Genomic DNA, 26110 nt, shown 5'->3' on the forward strand with positions numbered 1-26110 from the left:
TATGTCTACGTTAAGAATACGCTCTCATAGATTAGGGCGCAAGCCTGCGGAATTGGAATCGATAAGGCTCAAACGGTTTTTATGCTGAACTATTGGACAATCCGTTTAAACCTGGATGTCCTGTACATTTCCTTTACCACTTGCTTGCCTTTGCATGATTTGCACGACATCCGGCTTACTTCTTTAGATCAAAAGTAGAAATACCCTTGAATTGGACCGAATGGCGCGATAGCGAGAAATCAGAGGTAGAAATACCTTTGATTTGGACCGAATGTCGCGATAGCGAGAAATCAGAGGTAGAAATACCTTTGATTTGGACCGAATGGCGCGATAGTGGGAAATCAGAGGTAGAAATACCTTTGAATTGGGCCGAATGGCGCGATAGTGGGAAATCAGAGGCAGAAATACCCTTGATTTGAACCGATTGGTGCGATAGTGGGAAATCAGAGGTAGAAATACCTTTGATTTGGACCGAATGGCGCGATAGTGGGAAATCAGAGGTAGAAATACCCTTGATTTGGACCGAATGGCGCGATAATGAGAAATCAGAGGTAGAAATACCCTTGATTTGGACCGAATGGCGCGATAGTGGGAAATCAGAGGTAGAAATACCACTGAATTGGGCTAGATAGCATAATTGTGGAAATTTAAAGGTAAAAGTACCTCTGACTTTATTCACATAGCACCCTCTAATCACAAAAACAGCCCAAAGGGCTGTTTTGGAAATTTAAGTGGACGGTAAAAGTTTAAAGTGGGGAGTATTTCTGCATTATATAGCGGAAGGAGTTGAACAGCCCCGTTTTCTTCGTCAACAACCGGGACCTCGATCACATAGTAGCTGGGAAACTTCGGAATGAACATTTAATTAGGCTCCTCTAATGCACTTTCTCCAGTAGAATCCCCCCTAAAACACCCCAAACATTGAATCTATTGCAGTTCATACATTCCACATTCATGCCGCTCCTTTCGCAGCACTTTAAATGATGAAATTTCGAGGAAGGCCCTGTACAAACTGCATTCCTACTACGAATGACACATACACACCCCCCGCCATATCGCCTACAACTTCATATTCACAATTTGCTCAATCTTAACCGCTTCCTCAGGGTCGGCTGCAAGCAGCTGATTATAAACGGCCTGGTCCTGAATGCCTTGATGCCTCTGCAGTGCAGCCAAATACCAGCGGGCCATTTCCCGGTTCATAGCGTCTGCATAATCATCGCTGACTCTAGGCTCCAGGGTATCTGCAGCGGCTTGAAGCTGGCCGGACAGGTATAATATTTTGCCTGCATTCAGTCTTATCGCCGGAGTGAGTGTAAGCAGTTGTTCCTGCTGCTGTTCTGTGCCGGAACGCGTCTGCAACTCATTCAAATCGGTGTTCAAATGAGCATAGGCATCCAGCCCTGTCTTGAAGTAACGCTGCTTGTTCGTTGTTTCCTGATCCCCAAGCTCCTGCTGTCCCAGCGAATACGCCTGCTGCGCCCGCTCATAAGCCTGATAACCGAGCTCAAACGATCTGCCGATTACTGCGCTGTACCAATCCGTCTCCCACAGCTTCCCCGTCTCCTGTACATCTTGATAGCCGTTACTAAAACCAAGCTGCAGCGTTGCCAGTGCCGCTTCCGCTTGTCCGGAAAGCTGCTGTATTCTGGCTGCATTAAGCGCAATCGCAGAGGTAATGAAATATTCCCGTCCCTGAAGCTGCTCAGGCGGCAGTTCCTGCAGATGCTGTATCCCGTCAGTAACATGCTTGTACGCCTCCAGCCCTGCAGAGAAATACTCCTGCTGCTTGGCGGCATCCTTTTGTACATAAGCTTCTTCTCCGAGCAGAACCGCGCGGCTAATCAGTTCCTCATACCATCCGATATCCCAACTGAACTTATAAGCATGATCCAGATAGACACGGTATGCCGGGTCCTTCTCACCCTTCAGATCATAGTAATTTACCAGCTGACGCAAAAGATTTTTGTTATAAGGCTCGTCCTCAAGCGCACGGGTGATCACATGATAGGCTTCATCCAGGAACTCTTGCTTCTGAGTCTGGTTAAATACCGTTTGATCCAATGATGACAGATAGACCGCCGATTCCGGATGGCCGGGACGTGCCTTCAGCGCTTTGGCCAAAGGCGTCTTGATCTCCTCATAGGATTGGCTTACACTCAGCAGCTTCTGGCCTGCATAAGCAGAATTGCTGGAACTGATATGACTTATGGCGAGAAAAAGCAAATACAGTGTACCCGTGCCAGCCGCCGCCAAATAACCCATCCGCAGCCAGCCTTTGTTCCACCGGGGACGCAAAGGACTGCTGTCCATGGCAACCGCCATGCCGGCCAGGCCGAGGAAAACCATCATTCCCATAAACGTATAGCTCAGATTAAAATCCAGCAGACTGTGAACCAGAATAGACAAGACCAGAATAAAATAGAAGAACCCGTTATCGAAATCATCCTTATCCTTTTTCAGGTATCCCCGGATATATTTATAGAAGATAAATAATATGAAGCCCATGAATACAACAAAACCAATAATGCCCGCCTCAATAATATATTGAAGAAAAAAGTTATGCACCTGGCGGCTGATATAAGGGTTGTTCTGGTACTGCTCATAGACAGAAGCCCAGCCCCCGCCTCCGGTTCCGAGCAGCGGATAATCCCGGACTACCTTGAGGGCATCTTTATAAAAAGTAAACCGTTCCAGCACGCTGTGCTGCTTAAGGTTGATATTTTCCAGACGGATTGCGATGTTGTCAGGCAGAATCTTACGGGCACCCGTACCAATCAGCACAAAGGCCAGCACCGAAACTGCAGCCACAGACCCCAGCGGAATCCAGAGCCCGCTCCCTTTGCCCTTCTCTATGCCGCCCAGCTTTTTGTCCAGCCAAGGTGCAGCATAACGCTGAACAGCCCAGCTAAGGAATGCAACCGCAGCAGAAGCCGTGAGCAGCCAGCCCCAGCCCTGCAAAGCCGCCCCCGTTGAAAACAAGTCATTCAGCTCAATTCCCAGCTCAGTCACCGGATTGATAATAAGTAGCGAAGCGATCCCGGCAACCCCCAGCTGTACGATCCAAATAATCTGCTTAACAGGCTTCAAAAAAAGCAGCAGCAAAATAAACACGACAGGAAGCAGCACCAAACCGCCGCGTGACAGTGTCAGCAGCAGGGAGACAATAATCGGAACGAGCATAAATCCATGCCCTAGAGTCCCATACCATTTCCGTGAACGGGTAAGCGCGAATAAAGCCACGAACAGAAACGCCATCAGAAAGGCAGCATAGGTATTGGCATATTGAAAAACAGAAGTCAGCCGCAGCCCGTTAGAGTCGGTCATGACGGCATGCGTATAACGCCCCGAGACCACTGTGTCCGTGAACCAGCCTACCAGACTGCCGGCCAATTTCCAGCTCCCCAGCCAGTTTAACAATCCGAAGCCTACAATGGCATAGGCAGTGGCCAGTACTGCATTTTGAATGACGTGATTAAGAGATTTGTGCTGTAAGAGCACGACCGAAGTGATAAAAACCGCAGCATAAGTGAACTGGATGAACAGCATATTCATCGCCGTATAATGCGAGACAGCATGGTACAGTGACAAGGCGTACACCAATGGAAGCAGAAGCGCTGCTGCACTCACCAGATCGAGCTGCCGGGCCAGCTTGAAATCTTTGTAGTTGAAGACGGCACACCCAATCAGAAGCAGGCCGCCCAGCAGAGCGGATACATAGATTGGCTTCTCAAATTGCAACTGCATGCCATTGAACAGTCCGACCTGAAAAGCAGACCAGACCAAATACATAACCAGAGCGGCACCAAGCGCCCACTGGGGAACTGATACTTCTGCAGCATGCTCCGGCCGTACTATTTTCTTACCATATACAGGTGTAGACACAATTCATTCTCCTTCTTATGTACTTTGCAATCAATATAATAGCACTATTAATAATAATTCCTAATCTATTATATTGTAAATAAAAAGAGAAAATTATGCAAAAATACATAATTTTCTCTCGATAGATTCAGGCCGCAGCGCAGCTGCAGCACCTGATCCATGGTTTTTCTTTACGCAGGAAATGAAAGTTATTTTTTAGCAAAAATATGAAATCAAAGAATTGACCACTATTAAGATAGAGAAGTATAATTGTAATATACTGGTATATCGAGGGGTGGAATTGGAATTGTTAGATTTGGACGGTGTGAATGCCGATTCGCTGACAGATATGATCAAGATGTCTTTTTCATGGGAGAATTGGTTAGCGATAATCGAGATTTCAGACAAGCTTCTTGAAGTTTCAGCCATAGCCTATGACTCCATGCAGCTCAACCTCAGTAAGCACCTGCTGAAAAGAAGCATCGCTTATTATTTCGGATACAGTCAGTGCATGAAGGGGATTGCTCTTCAAAAGCTAAACAGGCTGCCTGAAGCCCGGCAGTGTATCACGCAATACTCAAATTTAAGCTGGATAAAGGGTCTTAACGAAGAGGGGCTGGCTGAGGTCGAATACTACAGGAACATCGCTACTGCGAATACATACGTCTTAGATCTGCTTGAAGGCAAGTCCGATATTCTTCCTGATTATGTAGAGTTCATACGCAATAATGACCAGGAAGAACTCATAGCCGGATTAATCACCGTATTGGAATCTTCGGTCAAGCACAACTATTCGATAGATTGGGTGCTCGAGGAATTTAAAGACCAGGTAGAAGAATTGAGCAGCAAAGAAAAAAGAGAAGATGTACGGTATTATGTAGATTATCTCTATCTCCAAGCCGTTTATTTGTACAAAAGAGACAGAATTTCCGATGCCATAAACCTTATACTGGATATTTTGAAAATAGGTGGTAAACTTAACGATAAGACAGGCTTCCGCAAAACAGTTGCATTCTATGAATTTATCCGAAGCCATGCCTCACTATCACAGCAAGAAAGACATAGAGAAATTATGCAAAATATCTTAGAGAGGGAGTTTTTAAAAAATGAAAAAAGTATGCTCGTTGTTAACAGCCGCATTGTTGATTAGTTCCGTAGCCATCATCACCTCCGCAAGTGCAGACGGCGCCAGCGACCTCTCAGCCAAGTCAGTATCCGTCAGCAGCATTACCCCTTTCAATCATGGGGCGGGCCACTGATTTACTTTGGATAAGAAATTGTTTAGGGAGACTCCGTCTATGGACGGGGTCTTTTTTTTCATATATGTCAAACGATTGACATGTCAAACCTTTGACATATACAATAAAGCTAATCTTTCACGCTTAGTTTAAGGGAGGGGCTATATGCTCAATTTAGACGAAAAAGTCAATTTCAAGGCAAAAAGTAATGACCTTTTAGCTATTGGAGAAATTCTTGTTGATATGATATCAACCAATTACGATGAAAAGCCAGGTGACACTTATCAAAGATGTTTTGGCGGATCTCCCTCCAACATCGCATTGAACGCAAATAAACTGGGAATCCGTTCAGCCATAGCTTCGGCGGTTGGAGATGACGGACTAGGAGTTTTTCTTAAGTCGCAGCTGCAACATACAGGAATGAGCACGGACTGCATTCAAACCGTTCAAGCGGCTACAAGTATGGTGTTGCTGACAAAAAGCAAATCAACCCCCGTACCGATTTTCTATAGAGGCGCTGATTATAATCTTACCTACACCACCAAACTTGAACAACAGCTGATAAATTCCAAGATCCTTCATTTTTCCTGCTGGCCCATTTCCAGATTTCCTGCCCGCCAGACCATTGAAAGAGCCATTGAACGGGCACAAGAAAATGGGATGCTTATCTGCTTTGACCCTAATTATCATGAAAAGCTATGGGAAGCCGGAGAAGACGGGATCAGCTATGTAAAATCATTTATAGCAAAAAGCGATATCATAAAACCCTCTGAAGATGATGCTGAGCGTCTGTTCGGCAAAGACTCACCTGAACGGTATATTGAAAAATTTCTTGAGCTCGGAGCCAAATTAGTAATATTGACCATGGGCAAGGACGGGGCCATGGTATCGAACGGCAAAACCAGCGAAACTTTCCCGTCATTAGCCACAGAAGTTGTAGACACCACAGGAGCCGGAGATGCTTTTTGGTCAGGATTATACGCAGGCATTATAAAGGGATTAACCATTCGCGAGTCTGTTTTTATTGGATTAGCTGCAAGTGCCTTTAAATTAAAATTTACGGGAGCTGTTGCAGATTTGCCCGACCTTGAGACCATCGGCTCTTTATATGCAAATTAGGAGGAGTAAAAATGTCATTAAAAAACCAGGTACAGTTGATCACTTATCCCGACTCGCTGGGCGGGGATTTAAAAGCTCTGAAGGAAGTACTCTACTCCCATTTTTCTGATATTTTTAAGGGCGGCGTGCATATTCTCCCTCCATTCCCCTCTTCAGGCGACAGAGGTTTTGCCCCGCTCACCTACCTTGAAATCGACCCTAAGTTTGGAACATGGAATGATATCCGTGAAATTGGAGAACAATTTGATGTCCTCGTTGATTTGATGGTCAATCATATTTCGCAGAAATCAGATTATTTCCAGGATTTCCTGAAGTTTGGCCGCAGCTCACAATATTCGGACCTTTTCCTCACGCTGGATAAACTCTGGGAAGACGGGAATCCCGTACAGGAAGACATAGACAAGATGTTTTTGCGCAGGCCGCTGCCCTACTCCACCTTCCAAATCGGGGATAGTGGCATACAGGAGAACGTATGGACTACTTTTGGAAAAACCGATCCTTCTGAACAGATTGACCTGGACATCCACTCGGAAATGACAAAACTTCTCCTGGCCTCGTTCTTCCGGAATTTCAAAAAATACAATGTTAAAATAGTCCGGCTGGATGCTGTTGGATACGTTATCAAGAAACTGGGAACCAGCTGTTTTTTTGTGGAACCTGATATTTATGATTTTCTCGATTGGGTCATGGAGCTTGCTGAATTCTTAGAGATCGAACTTCTTCCAGAGGTGCACTCCCATCACTCTATTCAATATAAATTGGCAGAACGCGGCTACTGGATTTATGATTTTATATTACCGTACCGGATTCTCGAAAGCTTAACCAACCAGTCCAGTACAGCTCTGCTCGATTATCTGAAGACCCGGCCCGCTAAGCAGTTCACCATGCTTGATTGTCATGACGGTATTCCTGTTAAACCCGATTTGGACGGACTGCTGGATACACGTGAGGCAAGGAAGCTTATAGATATCTGTTTGGAGAGAGGCTCTAATCTCAGTTTAATTCTGTCAGAGGAGCATAAGGATGAAGACGGATTTGATGTCCACCAGATCCGCGGCACCTATTATTCCATACTGGATTGCGATGATGATGCTTATCTCGCTGCAAGAGCCATTCAATTCTTTGCCCCGGGAATTCCACAAGTTTATTATGTAGGACTGCTTGCCGGTGAAAATGATTATAAGCGGGCAGAAGAAACGGGCGATGGCCGTGAGATTAACCGTCACAACTATACAAGCGAAGAAATCGAACAGTCGCTGCGAAAACCAGTCGTACAACGGCTTCTGAAGCTTATTCAATTCCGCAACAGTTATCCGGCATTTGACGGCGAGTTTAATGTTAAGGTATCATCAACGGAAGAAGTCAGGCTGCGCTGGGATGATAATGACAAATACTGCGAACTGCTAGTTGACCTTAATACCAAGCGAACTACGATTCAATACATGGATGATCATAACAGCGTGATTGAATATACTGTCTGATTAACAAATAGAATATCGAGGACAATATGGCAACTATACACGATGTAGCGAAGAGAGCCGGAGTATCAGTTACTACCGTCTCTCGGGTACTGAACAACCGGGGATACATCAGCCAAAAAACACGGCAGCTTGTTTATGAAACCATGGAAGAACTTAACTATCAGCCCAATGACCTTGCCCGGTCTCTGCTGAGCAAACAATCCAACGTCATCGGCTTAATTATTCCTAATGTTTCTCATCCTTTTTTTGGCGAGTTCGCCTATGCTGTAGAGCATTATGCATATGAACAAGGCTGCAAACTGCTTTTGTGCAACTCACAGCTGGATCCGGTCAAGGAACGGGAGTACTTAAAGATGATGAAAGGGAACCAGGTTAACGGGATCATCATGGGAAGCCACACCTTGGATACAGAAGTTTACCTTAATTTAAATTATCCAATTGTGACGGTTGACCGCCTGATCAAAGGGTTTCCGTTTGTTGCATCGGATAATGAGCTGGGCGGCCGCCTGGCTGCTGAATTGCTGATTAGCAAGGGCTGCCGGAAGATTGTCCATATTTGCGGAAATCAATCCCTGGATATGCTGTCTAATCTCCGAACGGAAGGATTCAAATCGGTTGCTGACAATGCAGGAATCGAAACGGTCATTCTTGAAACTAAAATGAATGTTTTTGATCAAAAGGAGTACGAATATTTAATAGGTAATATGTTTGTGGACCATCCTGATCTGGACGGTGTATTTGCCACCAGCGACATTATTGCAGGACATGTCATTGGAAAATGCAGAGAACTGGGTAAAAACGTTCCCGGCCAAATAAAAATTGTAGGTTACGACGACGTAAGTATGGCGTCTTGGTTCTCCCCTGGCATCACTACGATCAGACAGCCTATTGAAGATATGGGACGGATGGCTGTTCATTTAATTCAGCAACAGATGAGTTCAGTGCCGATTGTTAACGAGAACATTTTTCCAGTCGAGCTAATCGAGCGGGAAACAACTTAACTTATGTGATAAGTACGCAACCAGCGTACTTTTCTTCATTAAAAAGCAAACAGCCAAGGCATTATTTAGCTCTTGGCTGTTCTTATTTCAAATTATAAAAAAGCTGGCAGCCATTCTCCATGTGCCTCTATCAGGTCGTCACACAAAGAAATAATATCATCCATAGATAACTCTGCCGATGTATGCGGGTCCAGCATAGCGGCCTGGTATACATGCTCTTTTTTCCTGGAAACAGCCGCTTCAATGGTAAGGAGTTGAGTATTGATGTTCGTTCGATTCAATGCAGCCAGCTGCTCAGGCAGATCCCCGACAGAGCTGGGAGTAATTCCGCTGCGGTCCGCGGTGCATAGCACTTCTACAACAGCTTTATCTGGTAAATTGCTTATTAGCCCTCCTGTATTTAATACATTGCCTCCAAACTTGAAAGGATGATTAGTTTCCATCGCTTCGATTATTCTGGAACCATATTCGTTTGAACGCTCATGGACCAGATTTGCACTGGCTGTAAGAGACTCCCGCATTTGCTCCCAGTCGCGGATTTGATGTTCACAACGGCGCGGATATTCATCCAGCGGTATGTTCAATTTGTCTATCAGTTCCGGATAATTGCGCTTAATAAAATAAGGATGATATTCTGCATTATGTTCAGAGGATTCTGTAACATAGTATCCGAATTTATCCATGAGTTCATAACGGACCATATCATGGTGTGCAGATTTTTGCTTCTGCTGCGCCCGCCGTTTAATTTCCGGATACAGGTCTACTCCATCCCGTTTCACTTCCAGCAGCCAGGCCATGTGGTTAATTCCGGCAATCTTTTCTTCCAGATTATCAGCGTCCATGTCTAATGCCATAAAAAGATCTTTAGTACAAGCTTGAACACTGTGGCATAACCCTACGGTTTTGACATTTGTATATCTAAGCATCGCTCCGGTTAGTGAGGCCATCGGATTCGTGTAATTTAAGAACCAGGCATCCGGGCATACATCCTCAATATCTTTCGAAATGTCAAAGAGTACAGGGATGGTCCGGAGCGCTCTAAAAATGCCGCCAATCCCCACGGTGTCTGCAATCGTCTGGCGAAGGCCATATTTTTTGGGAATTTCAAAATCAATCACCGTACTTGGTTTATACCCGCCTACTTGAATGGCATTAATGACATAACGGGCTCCCTCCAATGCCTTTCTCCTGTCTAAGTAAGCTTTAATTTCAATCGTCGGATTGTATCGGTCTCTTAGACTCGTTAGCATACTTTCGGATTCTTTTAAGCGCATTTCGTTGATGTCGTATAGGGCAAATTCAAATCCGTCAAGGGCAGGAACCATCATGCAATCTCCCAGAACATTTTTCGCAAAAATGGTGCTTCCCGCTCCGATAAATGTAATTTTGTTCACTATATAATCCTCCTAAATTCATTTAATTCCTGTTAAGGTGACACCCTCAATAATTTGTTTTTGAGCCACAATATATATAAGAAGTACGGGGATAACGGAAATGGTTGTGCCGGCCATCATTAAGGCCCAATCTGCGATGTAAAGACCTTTAAACGTATTCAGCAACAGGGGTACCGTAAATTTCTCTGGCGTGTTCAGAAAAATCAGGGCATCCAGAAAATTGTTCCAGGAGCCCAGAAAAACAAATATACCTACAGCAGCCAAAGCCGGCCGGATCAAAGGCAGAATGATCCTCCAATAGATTCTGAAACTTCCTGCTCCATCGATGAACGCCGCCTCTTCCAGCTCTTTCGGAATACTCATAATAAACTGCCGCAAGAGGAATACAGCAAAAGCATTAAATAAAGCGCCTGGAACAATTAATGACAGATGAGAATCAAGCCATCCGATCTTTGACATGATAAGATACAAAGGAATCATTGTTACTTGTCTGGGAATCATCATCGTTGCCAGAAATAGAATAAAAAGAATGTTGGCGCCCGGAAACCGGATCTTGGCAAATGCGTAGGCGGCCATTGAAGCAGTCAATAACGTAGCTGAAACGGACACGGCTGTAATATAAAAGCTGTTCCAATAAGCTGCTCCAAACGGCATCGCCGTTAAAGAATCGATATAATTCGACCATTTAACCGGGTTAGGAAACCAGGTTGGCGGCACCAGGAATATTTGTGACAGATCTTTCAGAGAGCTGCTCACTGTCCAAAGAAAAGGGAAAATCATAATAATGGCACCAAAGGTCAGGATTAGATGAAGCAGGATCTGGGAAGGCTTTATTCTGTTCACGTGTTTTTCCTGTTTGACCGGTATAAGCTTTTTATCAACCGTCCGTATGCTGCTATTCGCCATAGTGCACCCACCTTTTTGACATCTTAAACTGGATTAAAGTGAAGACCAGAATGATACAGAACAGAATCATTGCCGATGCAGCGCTCTGACCCATTTTAAAGTCAATAAATCCCTGCTGGTAAATATGGTATACGATTGTGTAGCTGGCTTTGGCAGGCCCTCCGTTGGTCATTACAAAAGCCTGATCAAAGACCTGGAACGAATTAATAATAGCCATAATTGCGATAAAAAAGGTGGTTGGTGAAAGCAGCGGCAGCGTAATGCTCAGAAACTGCCTGAACCGCGAAGCACCGTCGATTTCAGCCGCTTCATAATAACTTCTGGATATCCCTTGCAATCCGGCAAGAAAAATAACCATATTATTACCAAGCCCCCACCAGATACTCAGCATAGCGATTGAAGGAATGACCCAGTTCGTATCGGTCAGCCAATCAGGGCCCTGTACTCCGAGATGGGCAAGAAGCGAATTTAAAATGCCAAAATCCCCGTTTAAAATCCACATCCAGATGACTCCGATCGATACAGAACTGGTGACTACAGGCATGAAGTAGAATACGCGGTAAAGTCCTTTACCGGTAACCTTATTCAGCCCGACAGCAACGAGCAGGGACAGGGAGATGTTGAATGGAATAACCAATACCATATAATAAATCGTGTTTCTCATCGCGGTCCAAAAATCCGGATTATTGAACTGGTCAACGAAATTCGCAATACCGACAAAAGTCCTCGCCCCAAACCCGTCCCAGTCCATAAAACTTAATACCAGTGCATACATTACGGGAAATAGGGAAAATACCAGAAGACCTATTAATTGTGGAGTAATAAATAATAATCCCGCTAACTGCCTTCGCTGATTTTGCATAACTCACCCTCCATACAAAACTAAAGCCTTGATAAGGGAATGTTTGGCACATCCCCTGTAACTCCAACAGCTGTATTAGTTAGCCGTGCCGGATTCCTGTGTTAATTTTTTGGTTTGTTCCGTAATGTTCTCAATCGTCTGATCTACATTTTGTTTGCCGAGGAGCAGCAAATCGAACTGTTCATTAATTCTTTCACTCAATCCGGGTACACGTCCTTTGAATTGTCTCAAGGAACCGTTGGCATATCCTTTTTCCCGGGCGTCAATGAAATACTGGGCATGCTCAACCGTTTTGTCGCTTGTTATGATCTCGTCTATTCCGGAAACCGAGGGCACTGAACTGCCGTTACCGGAAAGACGCGCCTTTTGCCCCTCTTTTGAAACATAAAATGTCACAAACTTCATCGCTTCTTCCTGTTCTTTGGACACTTTATTTACAGCTACAAAGGCGATAGGCACCTGCACCGGTTCCATTGGATTGCCGGTGTTCGATGGCCAGTAAATGTAGTCGAATTCGAGATTGTTTGCTGTGAACATGGGAGTCAGCCAGCGCCCTGCTGCTATAAGTCCCACTTGATTGGACATGAACATGGCATCAAGCCCCTGCCCTTTTGGAAGCGAGCCGGCATATTTCATCTGCCCTTTCTCCTTCAAATCGCTAACGAATTGAATGGCTTCGCGTGCTTTGGGATCCTGATCCATGACATAATTTCCTTCATCATCATAGGTAAAGCCTCCATTGGACCAGATCCAGGTATCCATTGTCCAGGTTTCCCCGATATATCCCTGCTTGCCGGCGTCCTTCAGCTTCTTCGTTACTTCATCAAATGCCGCCCAGTTCCAGCTGCCTTCATCAAAATATTCCTGGGGTGTTTTTATCCCCAAATCGCTGAACATCTTTTTGTTGTAATACATGACTAAGGGATTGCAGTCCATGGTAATGCCGTAAATTTTATCGCCATCTTTGGCGGCCCCCCATAGACCTTCCGCAAACTCATCCGCTTTGGCGTAGCTGCTGTCCGTTTTCATAAACTCGCTCAGATCGGCCAGGGAATTGTTTTGCACCAATTTAATCATGGTAGAATCCGAGATATAAAAAACATCCGGTGCATTTCCGCCCTGCAGCTGTGTCAGCAGTTTTTGCTCATAACCGTCGCTTGCCACCGGCACCAATTTTATTTTTACGTTCGGATGGGCTTTGGTGTAGGCATCTATACCTTTTTGATAAATCTTTAATTCATCCGGATTTCCCCATGCCGACATTGTAAGATTAACAGTCTTGCCGGTTGAATTACCGGCGGACTCTGAATTTGTAGAATTATTGTTTCCGCAGCCGGAGAGAGCAATCAGGCCTGCAAGAACGGCAGGAGCAGTCTTTAGAAATTTGCTTGATCTTATTTTCATTAGTGTACCCCCTGTTTTTAGTTGGTTTTCTTAAGCAAATGATTCCTGTTACACCCCGCAAATGTATCCGCTTTCTTCTACAGAAAAAAATTTTTCCCTTATCCCCCTGTACCACAAGAATTCCTCTTCCCTTTTCTTCTCCTCCTTTTACAGGATAAAAAATTGCTCAATTTAGACAACCTGATTTCTAGTCCTGATTTTCATTTTTTCCTTTCGTAATGATAATAAAGCACAGCACTCTTCAGGCTCAACGGTAAGTTAGTGCGATACACGGGTAAAATATTGATATTATAAAACAGCAAAATCCACTGCAAGCCCTGCAGTGGATTTTTGAAACCAGTATTGTACTATTGGCCATTTCGGATGAATCTCCGGATTTGGTATAAGTCTCCCTCAGTGCGGAATTCCCCCGGTGCCATCCCTGTATACTTCCGGAAAACTTTACCGAAATAATTTGCATTTGAAAAACCCGACTGCTTCGCCACCTGCTCCAGTGTAAGATTGGTCGGCTCCAGCAGCAGGGTTGCCGCTCTTTCTAATCTAACCCGGGTTAAATACCTTCCGGGAGAGAAACCAAGAAACCGTTCAAACTCACGCGTAAGATGAAATTTAGAACAGCCCGAGAATTCTGCCATGTCCTGAAGTCCGATGCTCCGCTCGAGATTGCTGTCAATAAAGGTCTTGCAGCGCTCTACAAGCAGAGGCAATGGCGCGTTGCTGTCAAGGGTGACCAGATGACTGGCTAGCGACATGGCGAGTGAATAGGCCGCCCGGGAACATTGATACATGTCGCGGTAGCTGTCGTCAATGGCTTCCCGGTAAGTACGCCATAAAAGATGCTCTAATTCAGAGTCCGGTTCAATCCGGAAAATATAGCCGTTGATATCAATCCACTCGTGAAGAAGATTGAGTGCCAGATGGGAGAGCTCGAAATACAGCACCTCCCATTTGGAAGAATCAGAAGGAAGACGGTAGATATGATCTCCGGGTATGTCAGCCAGAAATGCATCTCCACGTTCAAGGGAATATTTTTTGCCTCCTGTTTCGATTTCGCCACGGCCATCCAGCGTATATTGGAGCACACAATGATCTCCAGTACGGTTCCGGCCATCCCAGATATATTGATGAGAAGTAATCAGCTCATAGCCGGCACCTTGCAACAGAATGTATGGCATTGGTGTAATAAAATGAAAAGATACCGAAGTCTGATTCCACTTGCTTCTGGTTGTATCATTTTCCACCGCAATATTTCACCCTTTCTCACTCATGAAATTACTCTTGTCTCCACTCATCTGCACCTTTACGCTAATATTTAAGGGGAAATGTATCATTCAGCAGTTTTTACGCTAATTACAATATAACATTAAAAGGAGCACTATTTCACTTATGGGCATTTATTACGATGAAGAATATAAGGTGTTTCATCTGCAGACCCCGGGGTCCAGCTACTGCATGCAGATTATCCGCGACGGGTATCTGGGGCATTTATATTGGGGAAAAAGAATTGCTGTTTACCGGAATTCCTTACCTTTTAACTTTATTGACCGGGGTTTCTCTCCTAATCCCGACCCGGCAGACCGGAAATTTTCCCTGGACAATCTTCCCCAGGAGTATCCGGGTTACGGTAACGGTGACTTCGGCTTACCCGCTTATCAAGCGGGCCAGTCTAACGGGTCTGAAATCTGTGATCTCCGTTATTTGAGACACCGGATATATGCCGGCAAGCCCAATTTGACAGGACTGCCTGCCACTTATATTGAGCAGGACAACGAAGCCGACACCCTGGAGCTTGTCCTTGAAGATCGTCTGACCGGTCTGCAGGTTACGTTGATATATACTGCCTTTAACGAATTGGACGCTATCACGCGTTCGGTACATTACGATAATACTGGCGCCGGCAATCTCGTCCTTCATCGTGCCTTAAGCGCAAGTATTGATTTTAGAGATGACGGGTATGACATGCTGACCTTCTACGGAGCACACACCAATGAACGGAATATAGCACGCAGACCTCTTATGCCCGGAATCCAGAGTGCGGAAAGCCGCAGAGGAGCCAGCAGCCCGCAGCAGAATCCATTTCTGGCCCTGCTTCGGCCAGGCACTGATGAGGACAAGGGCGAGGTATTCGCCCTTAATCTCGTGTACAGCGGCAATTTTGCCGCTCAGGCTGAGGTGGGGCAGTACCAGACCACTAGGGTGTCCATTGGCATTAACCCGTTCGGCTTCTCCTGGCATCTTGCGCCAGGCGGGAAATTCCAAACACCTGAAGCAGTTCTGGTATACTCTGACCAGGGTTTGGGCGGGATGTCCCGTGTCTTTAATAAGCTGTACCGGACGCGGCTTTGCCGCGGTAAATTCCGCGACGCACAGCGCCCGGTTTTAATCAATAATTGGGAAGCCACCTATTTTGATTTTGATGCGGATAAGATCATAGAAATCGCCAGTGAAGGAAAAGAGCTGGGTATGGAGCTCTTTGTTCTTGACGACGGATGGTTCGGTAAACGTGACAATGATCTAAGTTCGCTTGGCGACTGGACGGTTGATCACCGCAAGCTGCCGGAAGGACTTAACAACCTTGCACAGCGGATAACCGGAATGGGGATGCAGTTTGGCCTGTGGTTTGAACCGGAGATGGTTTCACCGGACAGTGAGCTCTACCGCAATCATCCTGACTGGTGCCTTCATGTGGCGGACCGTCCCCGTACGGTAGGACGAAATCAGCTTGTACTCGATTTGTCGCGTCAGGATGTGTGCGATTATATTGTTGGGGCTATCGCTGACATTCTGTCTTCAGCACCGGTTACGTATGTTAAATGGGACATGAACCGGCATCTGACAGAGACCGGATCTGCGCTTCTTCCCGCGGAACGCCAGCGCGAAACAGGACACCGTTATATCCTGGGTCTGTACAGGGTAATGGATGAACTCACCTCTGCTTTTCCGGATGTTCTGTTCGAGAGCTGTTCCAGCGGCGGAGGAAGGTATGATGCCGGAATGCTCTACTACATGCCTCAGACATGGGCAAGCGACAATACCGATGCCATAAGCCGGCTCAAAATCCAGTACGGCAACAGTATGGTTTATCCGGCCGTGTCTATGGGGGCTCATGTTTCCGGTGTTCCCAATCACCAAGTCAACCGGTTCACTCCGCTTGACACCAGAGGGCATGTGGCAATGTCAGGTAACCTCGGGTACGAACTGGACCTTACCAAGCTATCTCCTGAGGAAAAAATAAGCGTCAAATCTCAAGTTGCGCTGTATAAAGAAATCCGGCCCCTCATTCAATTCGGAGAGTTTTACCGGATTTTAAGTCCGTTTGAAGGCAACGAAACCGCCTGGGCCTTTGTTTCAGCCGGCCAGAATGAAGCTGTGCTCGCCTTCTTCCGGGTGCTTAGCCAGCCTGCTGAAAGAGTCCCTATTCTAAAGTGCAAGGGCTTAAATCCGACTTATGTGTATCGCCATCACGAAACGGGCCGGATCTATGGCGGTGATGAGTTGATGTACGCCGGCTTGACGCTTCCGGCCATTAACGGAGATTATATCAGCCTGTTCTGGCGGTTTAGCAGAGTTGAAGAATACTAATTGTGCTGAAGCTTATAAAGGTCACAGAAATCAGGGCTTGAAATCATAGGATTTCAAGCCCTGTTTCTTCTCCCTCCCCGCCTAAGGAAGGACTCATTCCATGGTGATTTCTCTGACCTCAAAGTCTTCATAAAGTGATCTGACCAAATAAAGCTCAGCAAATCCTTCTTCATAGGATGGCCTCTGTAACTTCTTCAACGTACTTCTGATTCCCACTTCAGCAACCTTTTCTTTTCCTTGCCTCTCCTCATTGCGTGCATACGATAAATCATAATCCGGTTCAAAGTAATAGCCCACCACTTTGTATTTATACTTTTCTGCTAAATCAATGTACTTTTTGCGATCCTCAATGGTCGGGTTAGTATTATCAATAACAAATGGCAAACTGGTTTGAAACGAGGCTTCCATAAAAACATTCTCTCTATGCCTGGTCTTTAACATATCGAGATTAATCCTCATGTGCGTTTTAAAGAACCTTTCCTTGTAAAAGGTGGATTTCCCCGATGCTTGAATGCCAATGAAAATAACACATTCCATATTATTCATCCCCCGATAAGTACACATATTGATTTATGTACTCTCTGTTCTGACTGAATATAGGTGTGTTGAGATCCACATCCCATTTCCTTCGGATTGCTTCACCTTTTGTATAGTTCTGTTTTGTAATACAGGCTCCGCGTTTCTGCCAGATGGGTATATCGTTCCAATTCATCCCCTTCTCTAAAAACAGTTTATCCTGAAGCCGTTTCCCGTCAAGCCCCTGTAAATCCTTATGCGGGAAGTTAGCCTGTGCAACCATTGAAATGCTGTTTTTAGTTGCATCCTGCTGTCTCCAAAGAAAGTAGTTTGCCACTTCGTCATGAGGAAGCACCCAGGCTCTGCTATCGAAAGTAGCCAGCGGTTTATCGGGAAAGACATTTTTAATCTCTTCATTGAACTTTGCAGTAGCTAATGAAGCGGATACAGAAACGATCTTCTGAAGATTATTATCAAACCATGATTGGGTGGTCAGCTTATCATAATTGGTAAGCAGAATAGATATTTCATCGCTCTGATGATAAATCAGCTTACAACCCATTATGTTTTGGGCTAAGTATTTACAGGTCTCCCAAAAGATCCGGATTAATTCCTCATCAAACGGTTTCTTCATCCCCCGTGTAAAAGTATGAAAGTGCGCTCCATCTATTCGGATAATAACCGGAAGCCTTTGAGGAAGCGTTTGTCTAAAAACATTCTCATAACCTTTCATCCGATTTCCAAAATCGTCCTTTTTCATGGCGGCTCCTTTATTTATACTGGAAGTACGTGTTCCAACATCTATTCATTCCACACTTTAATATTCGATAATAAAGGATATAATTACCTTCTTTTATTATGATATCCTGTTAAATCTTTACCCGAAACCATAACTAATAGCAAGCGCCATCATATTATTAATTTCAGTCACAAAAAAAGGATCAATTGTTGACCCTTCCAGTCATTGTATTTGAAGATGTTTTATAACACACATAAATCCTTTAATCAAAAAAACAAAATAAAAAAACCTTGATTTCTCAAGGTTTTTACTGTAGTGCCGAGGACGGGGGTCGAACCCGTACGGTACTCACGTACCGCAGGATTTTAAGTCCTGTGCGTCTGCCTGTTCCGCCACCCCGGCATGTTATTGCGCGCTTCTTGCGCGACAAGAAATATAATATCACGTATCCTGCGAACGTGCAATCCATATTGCCGATTTTTTTATTAAATACAGAAAAGCCCGCTCCGGCCTGAACCGGAACGGACCATAGTCGAACAGCCTAGCGGCGTTCGCGCTCGCTGCTCTTGTTGCGCATGCCGGCCAGACCGAGGAGACCGATCAGACCAAGCCAGCCCCAATCCATGCCGTCATCATTGTTGTTGTTGGCAGCGGTCGCCCGGTATCTGCCGTTGTTGTTATTGTTATTATTGTTGTTGCTCAGTGGTGACACACCGTGGTTATCACCTGTGCGGTTGTTTCTGTCGCCGCCAAGGATGTTGTCGGTGGTTCTGTTCACTGTACCTGTCGTGCGGTCCATCATGTTGTTAACTCGTGTGCCAATGCCTGTACCTGTACCATTACCATTGCCAGTTCCATTGCCTGTACCATTCAGCATATGCGTACGTTCGGTGTTCATGCCTGTTGCTCCTGTATCAGGAACAGCAGATCCCATACCGCCACCTGTACCTGCAGCATGTGCAGCAGATCCTACACCAAGAAGACTCATGGACAATACGGTTGTGCAGGCAAGGCTTGTTATCAGCTTGTTCAAAAAATTTACCCCCTTTGTGGTTTGTCGCTGATAATTTCCCCCTGTGCCGTATCATCTATGCAAGGAAATTTTTATCGGGTAACCAGCTTGACCGTCCTGCTGGCTGGATCATAAGTCACCTCGGCACCCAGCGCTTCAGCAACAGCCCGGACAGGTGCATATGTGGTACCGCCGTCCATCAGACCCTCCGCAATCTTATGTCCGTTCAAGGTTATAATAACCTCATTGTTATTCCCGCTTTCATTCGCGTTAATCCGGGCTAAGGCATCCTGCACCTGCTGCGCTGTTGGTCTCCTGCCTGCCCGAAGCTGTTCTGTTGTCAGTCCGAACGTCATCTGAAAATGAGGATAATCCTTAAACGAAGTCCAGTCTCCGCCCCACTCAAAGCCCAGCTTACGGGCCTCCTGCACGACCTCCTGCCAATCCGCTGCTCCATCCTTGTCCCCGTCACGGGACATATCCCAGGAGAGGCTTGTGCCGTCCGGCAGCAGCAGCGCAAAATCAAACGCCAGTCCGTAATTATGGTAACTGCTGCCTCCTTTGGCATTAGTCACAATAGGCCCCTTCTTGGTTCTGCCCTGCGCATAAAGTGCGTTCTGTTCGGCAATGCTCCGCATTCCCTGGGTAATGACAATCGGCACGCCCCGGGCGTAACTCCGCTCGATCAGTTTGGTTGCACCGGCCTGCACCGCCGGATGAAGCTTGCCAAGAGAAGCCGCAGATTTACGCTTGACCTGATCTAAAGTCAGCATGTAATCACCCCCTGGTCTATTAAATGCCCTAGCCGGAACCCTTGCCTGTACCATCCCCTATTTCCTGCTCTATCCTGGATGATTTCCGCGATATAAGGCCATGCTAACCATACAAGGGGAGTGAAGACATGGATATACACAGCGACAGCTACAAAGTAGCCCTGCTGAACGGCCGGGAGGACGCTATTGAGGTGATCCGCCAGGCCGAGGCTGAGGTTGCCCGAATTACAGGGAACAAGGACGTTACTCTTATTGCTTACGAAAAAACAGATCCCTCCGGCTAGACCCGGGGATTATGCATGTAAGAAAAAAATTCCGGGCACTCCCAAAAGAGTGCCCGCTGCCAAGATTACGCTCATACTATATAAGCATCTGCAATATCGTCCACATTAATCCATTTCCATTCTTCCGCCCACTGCAGCTTGAATTCCCGTGTATGGGTGTGAATCGATGTGACGAATCCGCTCAGCTGCTTATTTTCAAAAGGACCGGAAATGATCACTGTTACCCGCACATGCGCCCGCAATGACAGTCCCAGCGTACATTCTATTTCCTCCAGCTTCTCTTCGTCCAGTACCGGCCTGACCCGGCGCCACGTCTCTTTTTTATCCTGTATCATAAGGCTATTATGTTCCGGGATCATCATCCGGCCGCTCTCCCGCAGACCGCTGCCATTCAGCTTCTTGCCCATTGCCGTTCCTCCTTCAAAAAGCTCGTTATTGCCGCTCTATATTGCACACGAACACATGTTTGTATTATATCCGCGAAACCGAGTTTTGATCAACCAGAAAATTTATATTTTCACGTTCAAAATGGACACAGCAAAAAAGCGCCAACAGCATCACCACTGTACAGCGCCTTATGAGCTTTTCTTTTTATGAAGTTACTTAATTTCCTGCTTCGCTACTGTCTGCTGAACCCGTCGTCTGTGAAGCCCCTTCTGCTGCGCTGCTGTCTGCTTCAAGCAATCCTACAGCTTCCCTTGCTTCGTTCAATTTCGAGATCCCGTAGAGCATCGCTACGTCAGCCTGCTGATTCATTTCGTTGAACTCATCGGCTGTCACATCGGGGGAAACGGCGCTTTTGGAGGCCTGTTCCTTGATGGAATAAGCGCTCTGGAACGCAATGGTCGAATCTCTGAGCAGCTTTTCAATATCATCGGGAAGATTGCTGGCGATTTCCACGTCTTTAACCTGATCCGCAAGGTCGGAGGCCGTATCCTGGAATTCATCGACCGCCTTTTCAAGTTCCTTATCGGTGGCATTTCCTGTCGAATAGGAGGTCAGTGTTGCATTAAAATTTTCCAGCGAGGACTTGCCCATTTCATCATATTTTGACATCTCGTTGTAAAAGTTAAGTACAGTCTCCTGCACTTCTTCCTCGGTTGCTGGTGCGGCACTATTATTGCTGCAGGCGCTAAGGATAACCACCATTAATAGTAGTCCTGTCAGTAAAGTTTTTCTCATAATAAATCCCTCCACTTAACAGAATAATGGCGAGTTTTGCAAAGCGCAAATGAAATTAATGTAAAAAAAGCATGCATAAAACAAATTGCCATTTTAAAGCGTATACATAGTAAAAAGAAACGGAAATCCCCCTATAAATGGACTCCGTTTCGTTATTTTTCCGCGATAAAACCGGATACCGCCGCCTATCTACTAAGGCATATAAAATGCCCCGGCCGGAATCACGCTTTTAGCCTGACTGGGGCTCTCCCACATCAGTACCGCCCGCGCATCGCCCTGATTCTCAAAATACTCCACCTTGAACTCATGCAGTCTGCCTGCTGTCAGCTTTACGCTGCCTCTGCGTTCCTCTCCGCTCTGCTTCATCCAGCTGTCGATAACAAGCGTACCGTCAATCCATATCCGGATGCCGTCATCTGAATAGGAATATATAGTATAAGTCTCACTGTATGCCGCACCCAGTCTGCCCCTCCAGCGCACCGAGAACAGATTGGGTACAACCGCCGGATCGGGTGCAGCCTGTCTCCAGACAAAATTAATGTTGGCATCCGTCCGGACAAGCACGGGACTTCCGCTGAGGGTCGCATTGTTATAATACTCTCCTCTCAGGCCGTTGGCCGGAGGTACAGGAGTACCAGGTGCCGGAACCGCTGCCGCCTTTGCAGCATACTCTTCCCGGGTCAACACAAAGGAGTCTGCCATGAACGCTTTGATAACTGCTTCCGTATTTTTCTCGTACAGCAGCTTGGCCCAGGTCATCTGGTAAGACCACTTGGTCTGGGACTTCGACAGCAGCGCCGGTGAGGGCAGCTGGCCATTTTCCCCGATCGCAATGAGCTTGCCGCGCCCCAGGTCCCACAGACTGTCGTGGTGGCTGTTTTTGAAATCCCCTTCATATATATCGAGCGCAAGCACATCTACCCTTCCAGCCCCGGGATAATAAGCTGCCGGTTCATCACACCATTCATTTTTGGCATTGGGACTCCATACCCAGAGCAGATTATGCAGCCCGTGATCATTGGTGTACCGCTCGAACATAATCTCCCACAGATCTCTGAATCTGCTTTGGCGTCCCCACCAGAACCATCCGCCGTTCATCTCATGATAAGGTCTCCACAGTACAGGCACTCCGGCGTCCCTCAGCTTTTTGAGGTAGACGGCTGCCTTGTCCAGGTCTGCAATCAGCGCGTTGTATTGGGCCGTTCCGGGAGTGACATATTTGGCAAAATCGGCTTCCTTAAGGCTCATGGAAACGTTGGACCATAGCGGAGCCGTCCCCGGCAAATGCGCATGATAGGTCATCGTTACAATACCGCCGTTCTTATGCCAGCGTATCGCACTGTCCACACCCCACTGCCGCTGATTCGCGATCATCTGCTCTGTCTGGTTAGTGATGGCCCCCATTTCATACCCATGCAGTGCGGCATACTGTCCGCTCGTATTCTTAAGCTTATTGTTGAATTCATCAGAGCTCTCCAGATAATCATGCTGGCCGCTGATGATTCCTTTGCCCTGCAGCGCATACAGCACATTCAGCAGCTTCAGTGCCGGGGGCGCAAGCAGGCTGTCGGCAGGAGACATCTGCAACGCGCGGAAATCTGCCTGCCACTGGATATCATTGACCAGCCGGGAGGCCGAATCCAGCATATTGCGGAGTATACGCTGTTCCATCCTTTTCACCATCCTTTTCGCTTTTTGTTCCATAGTATGCAAACCTGGGGACAAGGAAGCGGCGGATGGCCATGCCTTATAATATGTATAGCAAAATTTGCAGCAGACTCCCTTTTATCTCGAATATCTCATGGGCAGCAGCTCCAGAATGTCTGTTTTGGCCAGCTTGTCCTCCTGCATAATAATCACTTTACAATCCCTGCCGTAATCCGCAATCAGCTCGCGGCACATCCCGCAGGGCGAGACGATCTTAATCTCTCTGTCTTCACTGTCCGGGTCGGGGTGCCTTACCGCAACAATGGTATCAAAATCCTTATATCCTTCGGAGATCGCCTTGCCGATGACCATAGCTTCCGCGCAGACCGTAACCCGCGGCAGGCTGGCTTCCAGATGAACCGCTGTAAAAATCTCCCCCGTCTTCGTCCGCAGCGCAGCACTGACATGATGCCTTTCCCACTCATAACGCTTCCTGATAATTTCCTGTGCGGCAGCTACCAGCGTCTCATCCTCTATTGAAATTTCATAGTCCATCTGATGAATCCTCCTTTATTTACCTAACTTAGTATACTAAAGGAGGTGAAATGTAAGCTATACTAATTAAGCTAATGCATCATAGCCGTTTACCAGAGTCATAGACACTATCATCAGGAGGATCATCCGTGAAAAGAAAGAAACTCATCCCCAGCCTCATTATCATTGTGTTACTCGCGCTGGCCGCTTACTTATTCGAGGAGAACGGCATAGTAATTGATCAGCCGCCTGCAAAAGATTCTGAGGTTGTGCAGCTCGTGTTCCCATCGGACCGTTACCCGGAGACAGCGGAGCACATTCAGGAGGCTATCCAGAGCGGAGAATCCGCAATCTGTACGATCGACAGGGAGCAGGCGGAAGACAACCGCAAGGAATCCCTGAAGGGTGTTCCGACCAAAAAAGGCTATGACCGTGATGAATGGCCGATGGCCATGTGCGCGGAGGGCGGAGCCGGAGCAGATATAGAATATATAACGCCAAGCGACAACCGCGGGGCCGGAAGCTGGGTCGGCAATCAGCTGGAGGAGTATCCGGACGGGACCCGGGTGAAGTTTATATTCGAATAAAAAAATGAGACTGCCCCGCTCCGGACTGATCCGGAAGCAGGGCAGCATTTTGCCGGAAAGAAGTTAGAATATACAGGCTTTCGTGATGATCACGAGCAGAATGAACAGAACCAGAATGGCACTGGTTGATGTCCAAGGGCAAACCACAGGCGCAACGACCGGAGGACCCTGATTCACTCCGCCAACATTATTACCGCAACCGCAACCATATTCTGCACCCATCATGAAAACCTCCTCTGAATAGTGACTACAGCACAGAATATGTCAAAGGCTAATCTACCGTATGGGCCAAAAGGTAAAGAAATGCATTCACCTAACAAACGGGTCCCATGAAGTCGATAATAGAAAAGAAAACTTTCAGAGGTGCATTAGAAGAAAGTTTTAGCGAAGCGTGTACAACGAAAAAATTATAAGGAGGTGCAAAATATGGACATTGCGGCATTATCCATAGGCATGAGTCAGGCATCCTTGCAGCAGGCAGTAAGCCTGCAGGTCTTTAATATTGCCAAGGATACGGCTGAGATCCAGAGTCAGAATATGGCTCAGATGCTCGGACAAAGTCCTCACCCGAATCTGGGAAAAACACTTGATATTCGCGTCTGATTGATTTATGCTTACATACATAAGAACAAACGTTCCGGTTCACTTTAAGCCCTCTGGGCTTTTCTTTTACCCAATAATGCGAACATACGATCCTATAATGAGGTGATTAAGCTGCACTCCTACTATCAAATGACCGCCCTGGAGAAATGGACCGAAGATTTATATCAGCGGCTGAATGTCTCTCAGCCTTCGCAGATAACCATTGAGTACATAGCTGAACGACTGAATATCTGGGTCCACTATCTGGACGTAAGAAGCAAGAGTATTGAAGCCTCTGCAGGGATGTACAGCATGTTTATCGATAACCGGCTGCCTCCCGAGCTGCAGCGGCTGGAATTCCTGCATGAGCTCTGTCATCTGCTGCGCCATGCCGGCAAGCATACGCTGATGCCGGAACATTATACACAGGCTCAGCAGGATGAATCGGAGCGTTTCATTCTCTATGCAGCCATGCCCTATTCCATGATCTCCAGCCTGCCGGTTCCCGAACTGCGTGAGGATGCGATTCTGTATATCGCAGAGGTCTTCAAGGTTCCTTGTGAGCTCGCCCTGCAGCGGATTGACCAGATTCAGCGGCGTGTGTTCCAGGGCCAGTTAATCGCCGTAATGGAGAGGAACGAGGACAGAAGCCTCCTCCACCGGCATATTCGCTAAGATACGCATAACATCACAAAGTGACCCCGCCGGCAGCCGGCAGGGTCCAGATACATCATCATATGCTCTCCTTAACTCTTTTCAGTTCTCCTCAGCTCTTTTAACCAGCACTTACGAACTGCGCTACGCCAATTGCAATCAACACGAAGAACACAATCAGAATTCCCCATATCACGCCCCGGATGCTCCTCCAGGGATCATTGTCACGCTTATGCTTCTCCCTATATTCCAGTTCATTAATCCGGCGCTCCAGTTCCTGAATCTTGTCGTGATCGGACATTGCTGTAATCCCCTTTCGAGACTCTCTTATGATTACAACGTCCAGGTATCCAGAAAGTTTCAAATCAGGGAGGATTCGTATGTATGGTATAGGAATTATTTTATAATTATTATAATATAAGGAATAAATAGGGATGAAGCTGAGGTGGATTTATGAAGTTTCTTTCACGGCTATTATTCATTGTCTCACTGCTTGTCTTGACGGTCTTTGCTTTGGATCCCATGCAGGAGCAGAACAAGACCCTCTTGTATACCTTTATGGCCGGATTCACGGGAACGTTTATAACAAGCTTTTTCACTGACAAAAGCACCTTCAATCTGCTGATCAGATGCCTCTCTGCCATTGTTGTCGCCGGATTTCTGCTGTACATCTTTGTATTTGGTTATTTGTGGTCGGCAGCAGACCGCCCTTAACATGGAGCAGACACAAAAAAGGACCCTGCCGGCGT

The 26110-nt window shown here is 46.5% G+C and carries 27 protein-coding genes and 1 tRNA gene; 10 read left to right on the top strand and 18 right to left on the bottom strand.

Annotated features, from left to right (window positions below; genetic code table 11):
* Window positions 1-175: 175 nt before the first annotated feature.
* Both C2I18_RS04235 and C2I18_RS04240 read right to left on the bottom strand, forming a co-directional pair.
* The gene (locus C2I18_RS04235) at window positions 176-679 is read right to left on the bottom strand and encodes a hypothetical protein (RefSeq protein WP_249900044.1); all 504 of its coding nucleotides are present in this window, start codon (window positions 677-679) and stop codon (window positions 176-178) included.
* 380 nt (window positions 680-1059) lie between these two features.
* Complete coding sequence (locus C2I18_RS04240; RefSeq protein WP_249900045.1) at window positions 1060-3885, bottom strand: O-antigen ligase family protein; 2826 nt, start codon at window positions 3883-3885, stop codon at window positions 1060-1062.
* A gap of 286 nt (window positions 3886-4171) precedes the next feature.
* Here C2I18_RS04240 and C2I18_RS04245 point away from each other — a divergent pair, with 286 nt between their 5' ends.
* From C2I18_RS04245 to C2I18_RS04260, 4 genes are all read left to right on the top strand, one after another.
* Window positions 4172-5014 (top strand): DNA-binding protein, encoded by an 843-nt coding sequence (locus tag C2I18_RS04245; protein ID WP_249900046.1) that lies wholly within the window; start codon window positions 4172-4174, stop codon window positions 5012-5014.
* 253 nt (window positions 5015-5267) lie between these two features.
* The gene (locus C2I18_RS04250) at window positions 5268-6221 is read left to right on the top strand and encodes a carbohydrate kinase family protein (RefSeq protein ID WP_249900047.1); all 954 of its coding nucleotides are present in this window, start codon (window positions 5268-5270) and stop codon (window positions 6219-6221) included.
* 11 nt (window positions 6222-6232) lie between these two features.
* Window positions 6233-7702 (top strand): sucrose phosphorylase, encoded by a 1470-nt coding sequence (gene gtfA, locus C2I18_RS04255; protein WP_249900048.1) that lies wholly within the window; start codon window positions 6233-6235, stop codon window positions 7700-7702.
* A 26-nt stretch (window positions 7703-7728) separates the two neighbouring features.
* A complete protein-coding gene (locus C2I18_RS04260) occupies window positions 7729-8703 on the top strand; it encodes a LacI family DNA-binding transcriptional regulator (RefSeq protein ID WP_249900049.1) in 975 nt (324 codons plus the stop codon).
* A gap of 92 nt (window positions 8704-8795) precedes the next feature.
* Here C2I18_RS04260 and melA read toward each other — a convergent pair whose 3' ends face one another.
* The 5 genes from melA to C2I18_RS04285 form a co-directional block, all read right to left on the bottom strand.
* The gene (gene melA, locus C2I18_RS04265; protein WP_249900050.1) at window positions 8796-10097 is read right to left on the bottom strand and encodes an alpha-glucosidase/alpha-galactosidase; all 1302 of its coding nucleotides are present in this window, start codon (window positions 10095-10097) and stop codon (window positions 8796-8798) included.
* A gap of 18 nt (window positions 10098-10115) precedes the next feature.
* Entirely contained in the window at window positions 10116-11003 is an 888-nt protein-coding gene (locus tag C2I18_RS04270) for a carbohydrate ABC transporter permease (RefSeq protein WP_249900051.1), read from the bottom strand.
* Window positions 10993-11865, bottom strand: coding sequence for a carbohydrate ABC transporter permease (locus tag C2I18_RS04275; protein ID WP_249900052.1), 873 nt, complete (start codon window positions 11863-11865; stop codon window positions 10993-10995). Before C2I18_RS04275 ends, C2I18_RS04270 begins: the two co-directional genes overlap by 11 nt.
* Before the next feature lie 75 nt (window positions 11866-11940).
* Window positions 11941-13269 carry an ABC transporter substrate-binding protein gene (locus tag C2I18_RS04280; protein ID WP_249900053.1) on the bottom strand — a complete coding sequence of 443 codons (1329 nt, stop codon included), beginning with the start codon at window positions 13267-13269 and terminating at the stop codon, window positions 11941-11943.
* Between the two features lie 347 nt (window positions 13270-13616).
* Window positions 13617-14510, bottom strand: a complete 894-nt coding sequence (locus tag C2I18_RS04285) for an AraC family transcriptional regulator (protein WP_249900054.1) — start codon at window positions 14508-14510, stop codon at window positions 13617-13619.
* 145 nt (window positions 14511-14655) lie between these two features.
* Between C2I18_RS04285 and C2I18_RS04290 the strand changes: the two genes are divergently transcribed.
* Window positions 14656-16851: an alpha-galactosidase gene (locus C2I18_RS04290; protein ID WP_249900055.1), complete on the top strand. Its 2196-nt coding sequence runs from the start codon at window positions 14656-14658 to the stop codon at window positions 16849-16851.
* 93 nt (window positions 16852-16944) lie between these two features.
* Here C2I18_RS04290 and C2I18_RS04295 read toward each other — a convergent pair whose 3' ends face one another.
* From C2I18_RS04295 to C2I18_RS04315, 5 genes are all read right to left on the bottom strand, one after another.
* Complete coding sequence (locus C2I18_RS04295; protein ID WP_249901999.1) at window positions 16945-17388, bottom strand: ATP-binding protein; 444 nt, start codon at window positions 17386-17388, stop codon at window positions 16945-16947.
* Between the two features lies 1 nt (window position 17389).
* The gene (locus C2I18_RS04300; protein WP_249900056.1) at window positions 17390-18127 is read right to left on the bottom strand and encodes a tRNA(His) guanylyltransferase Thg1 family protein; all 738 of its coding nucleotides are present in this window, start codon (window positions 18125-18127) and stop codon (window positions 17390-17392) included.
* A gap of 295 nt (window positions 18128-18422) precedes the next feature.
* A tRNA-Leu gene (locus C2I18_RS04305) sits at window positions 18423-18508 on the bottom strand.
* Between the two features lie 139 nt (window positions 18509-18647).
* Window positions 18648-19139 (bottom strand): WGxxGxxG family protein, encoded by a 492-nt coding sequence (locus tag C2I18_RS04310; protein ID WP_249900057.1) that lies wholly within the window; start codon window positions 19137-19139, stop codon window positions 18648-18650.
* A 71-nt stretch (window positions 19140-19210) separates the two neighbouring features.
* Window positions 19211-19891, bottom strand: coding sequence for a M15 family metallopeptidase (locus tag C2I18_RS04315; protein ID WP_249900058.1), 681 nt, complete (start codon window positions 19889-19891; stop codon window positions 19211-19213).
* A gap of 128 nt (window positions 19892-20019) precedes the next feature.
* On the opposite strand from C2I18_RS04315, the gene C2I18_RS04320 reads away from it, so the two are divergent.
* Window positions 20020-20175 carry a hypothetical protein gene (locus tag C2I18_RS04320; protein WP_249900059.1) on the top strand — a complete coding sequence of 52 codons (156 nt, stop codon included), beginning with the start codon at window positions 20020-20022 and terminating at the stop codon, window positions 20173-20175.
* A gap of 71 nt (window positions 20176-20246) precedes the next feature.
* Here the strand turns inward: C2I18_RS04320 and C2I18_RS04325 are convergent, their stop codons facing one another.
* The 4 genes from C2I18_RS04325 to C2I18_RS04340 form a co-directional block, all read right to left on the bottom strand.
* Complete coding sequence (locus tag C2I18_RS04325; protein WP_249900060.1) at window positions 20247-20582, bottom strand: YolD-like family protein; 336 nt, start codon at window positions 20580-20582, stop codon at window positions 20247-20249.
* 196 nt (window positions 20583-20778) lie between these two features.
* Entirely contained in the window at window positions 20779-21357 is a 579-nt protein-coding gene (locus C2I18_RS04330) for a hypothetical protein (RefSeq protein ID WP_249900061.1), read from the bottom strand.
* A 192-nt stretch (window positions 21358-21549) separates the two neighbouring features.
* On the bottom strand, window positions 21550-23028 hold the full coding sequence (locus C2I18_RS04335) for a glycosyl hydrolase (protein WP_249900062.1): 1479 nt from the start codon (window positions 23026-23028) through the stop codon (window positions 21550-21552).
* 114 nt (window positions 23029-23142) lie between these two features.
* Window positions 23143-23559, bottom strand: coding sequence for a cytidine deaminase (locus tag C2I18_RS04340; RefSeq protein WP_249900063.1), 417 nt, complete (start codon window positions 23557-23559; stop codon window positions 23143-23145).
* A 128-nt stretch (window positions 23560-23687) separates the two neighbouring features.
* On the opposite strand from C2I18_RS04340, the gene C2I18_RS04345 reads away from it, so the two are divergent.
* Window positions 23688-24125: a NucA/NucB deoxyribonuclease domain-containing protein gene (locus C2I18_RS04345; RefSeq protein ID WP_249900064.1), complete on the top strand. Its 438-nt coding sequence runs from the start codon at window positions 23688-23690 to the stop codon at window positions 24123-24125.
* A 63-nt stretch (window positions 24126-24188) separates the two neighbouring features.
* Here the strand turns inward: C2I18_RS04345 and C2I18_RS29785 are convergent, their stop codons facing one another.
* Window positions 24189-24347 carry a YjcZ family sporulation protein gene (locus C2I18_RS29785; protein ID WP_481857916.1) on the bottom strand — a complete coding sequence of 53 codons (159 nt, stop codon included), beginning with the start codon at window positions 24345-24347 and terminating at the stop codon, window positions 24189-24191.
* 204 nt (window positions 24348-24551) lie between these two features.
* Here C2I18_RS29785 and C2I18_RS04355 point away from each other — a divergent pair, with 204 nt between their 5' ends.
* Entirely contained in the window at window positions 24552-24728 is a 177-nt protein-coding gene (locus C2I18_RS04355; protein WP_249900066.1) for a YjfB family protein, read from the top strand.
* Window positions 24729-24830: 102 nt separating this feature from the next.
* A complete protein-coding gene (locus C2I18_RS04360; protein WP_249900067.1) occupies window positions 24831-25382 on the top strand; it encodes an ImmA/IrrE family metallo-endopeptidase in 552 nt (183 codons plus the stop codon).
* A gap of 100 nt (window positions 25383-25482) precedes the next feature.
* Here C2I18_RS04360 and C2I18_RS04365 read toward each other — a convergent pair whose 3' ends face one another.
* Window positions 25483-25662 carry a hypothetical protein gene (locus C2I18_RS04365; protein ID WP_249900068.1) on the bottom strand — a complete coding sequence of 60 codons (180 nt, stop codon included), beginning with the start codon at window positions 25660-25662 and terminating at the stop codon, window positions 25483-25485.
* Window positions 25663-25814: 152 nt separating this feature from the next.
* On the opposite strand from C2I18_RS04365, the gene C2I18_RS04370 reads away from it, so the two are divergent.
* On the top strand, window positions 25815-26075 hold the full coding sequence (locus C2I18_RS04370; RefSeq protein ID WP_249900069.1) for a hypothetical protein: 261 nt from the start codon (window positions 25815-25817) through the stop codon (window positions 26073-26075).
* Window positions 26076-26110: the final 35 nt, after the last annotated feature.

Source organism: Paenibacillus sp. PK3_47 (assembly GCF_023520895.1).
GTDB lineage: Bacteria > Bacillota > Bacilli > Paenibacillales > Paenibacillaceae > Paenibacillus_AQ.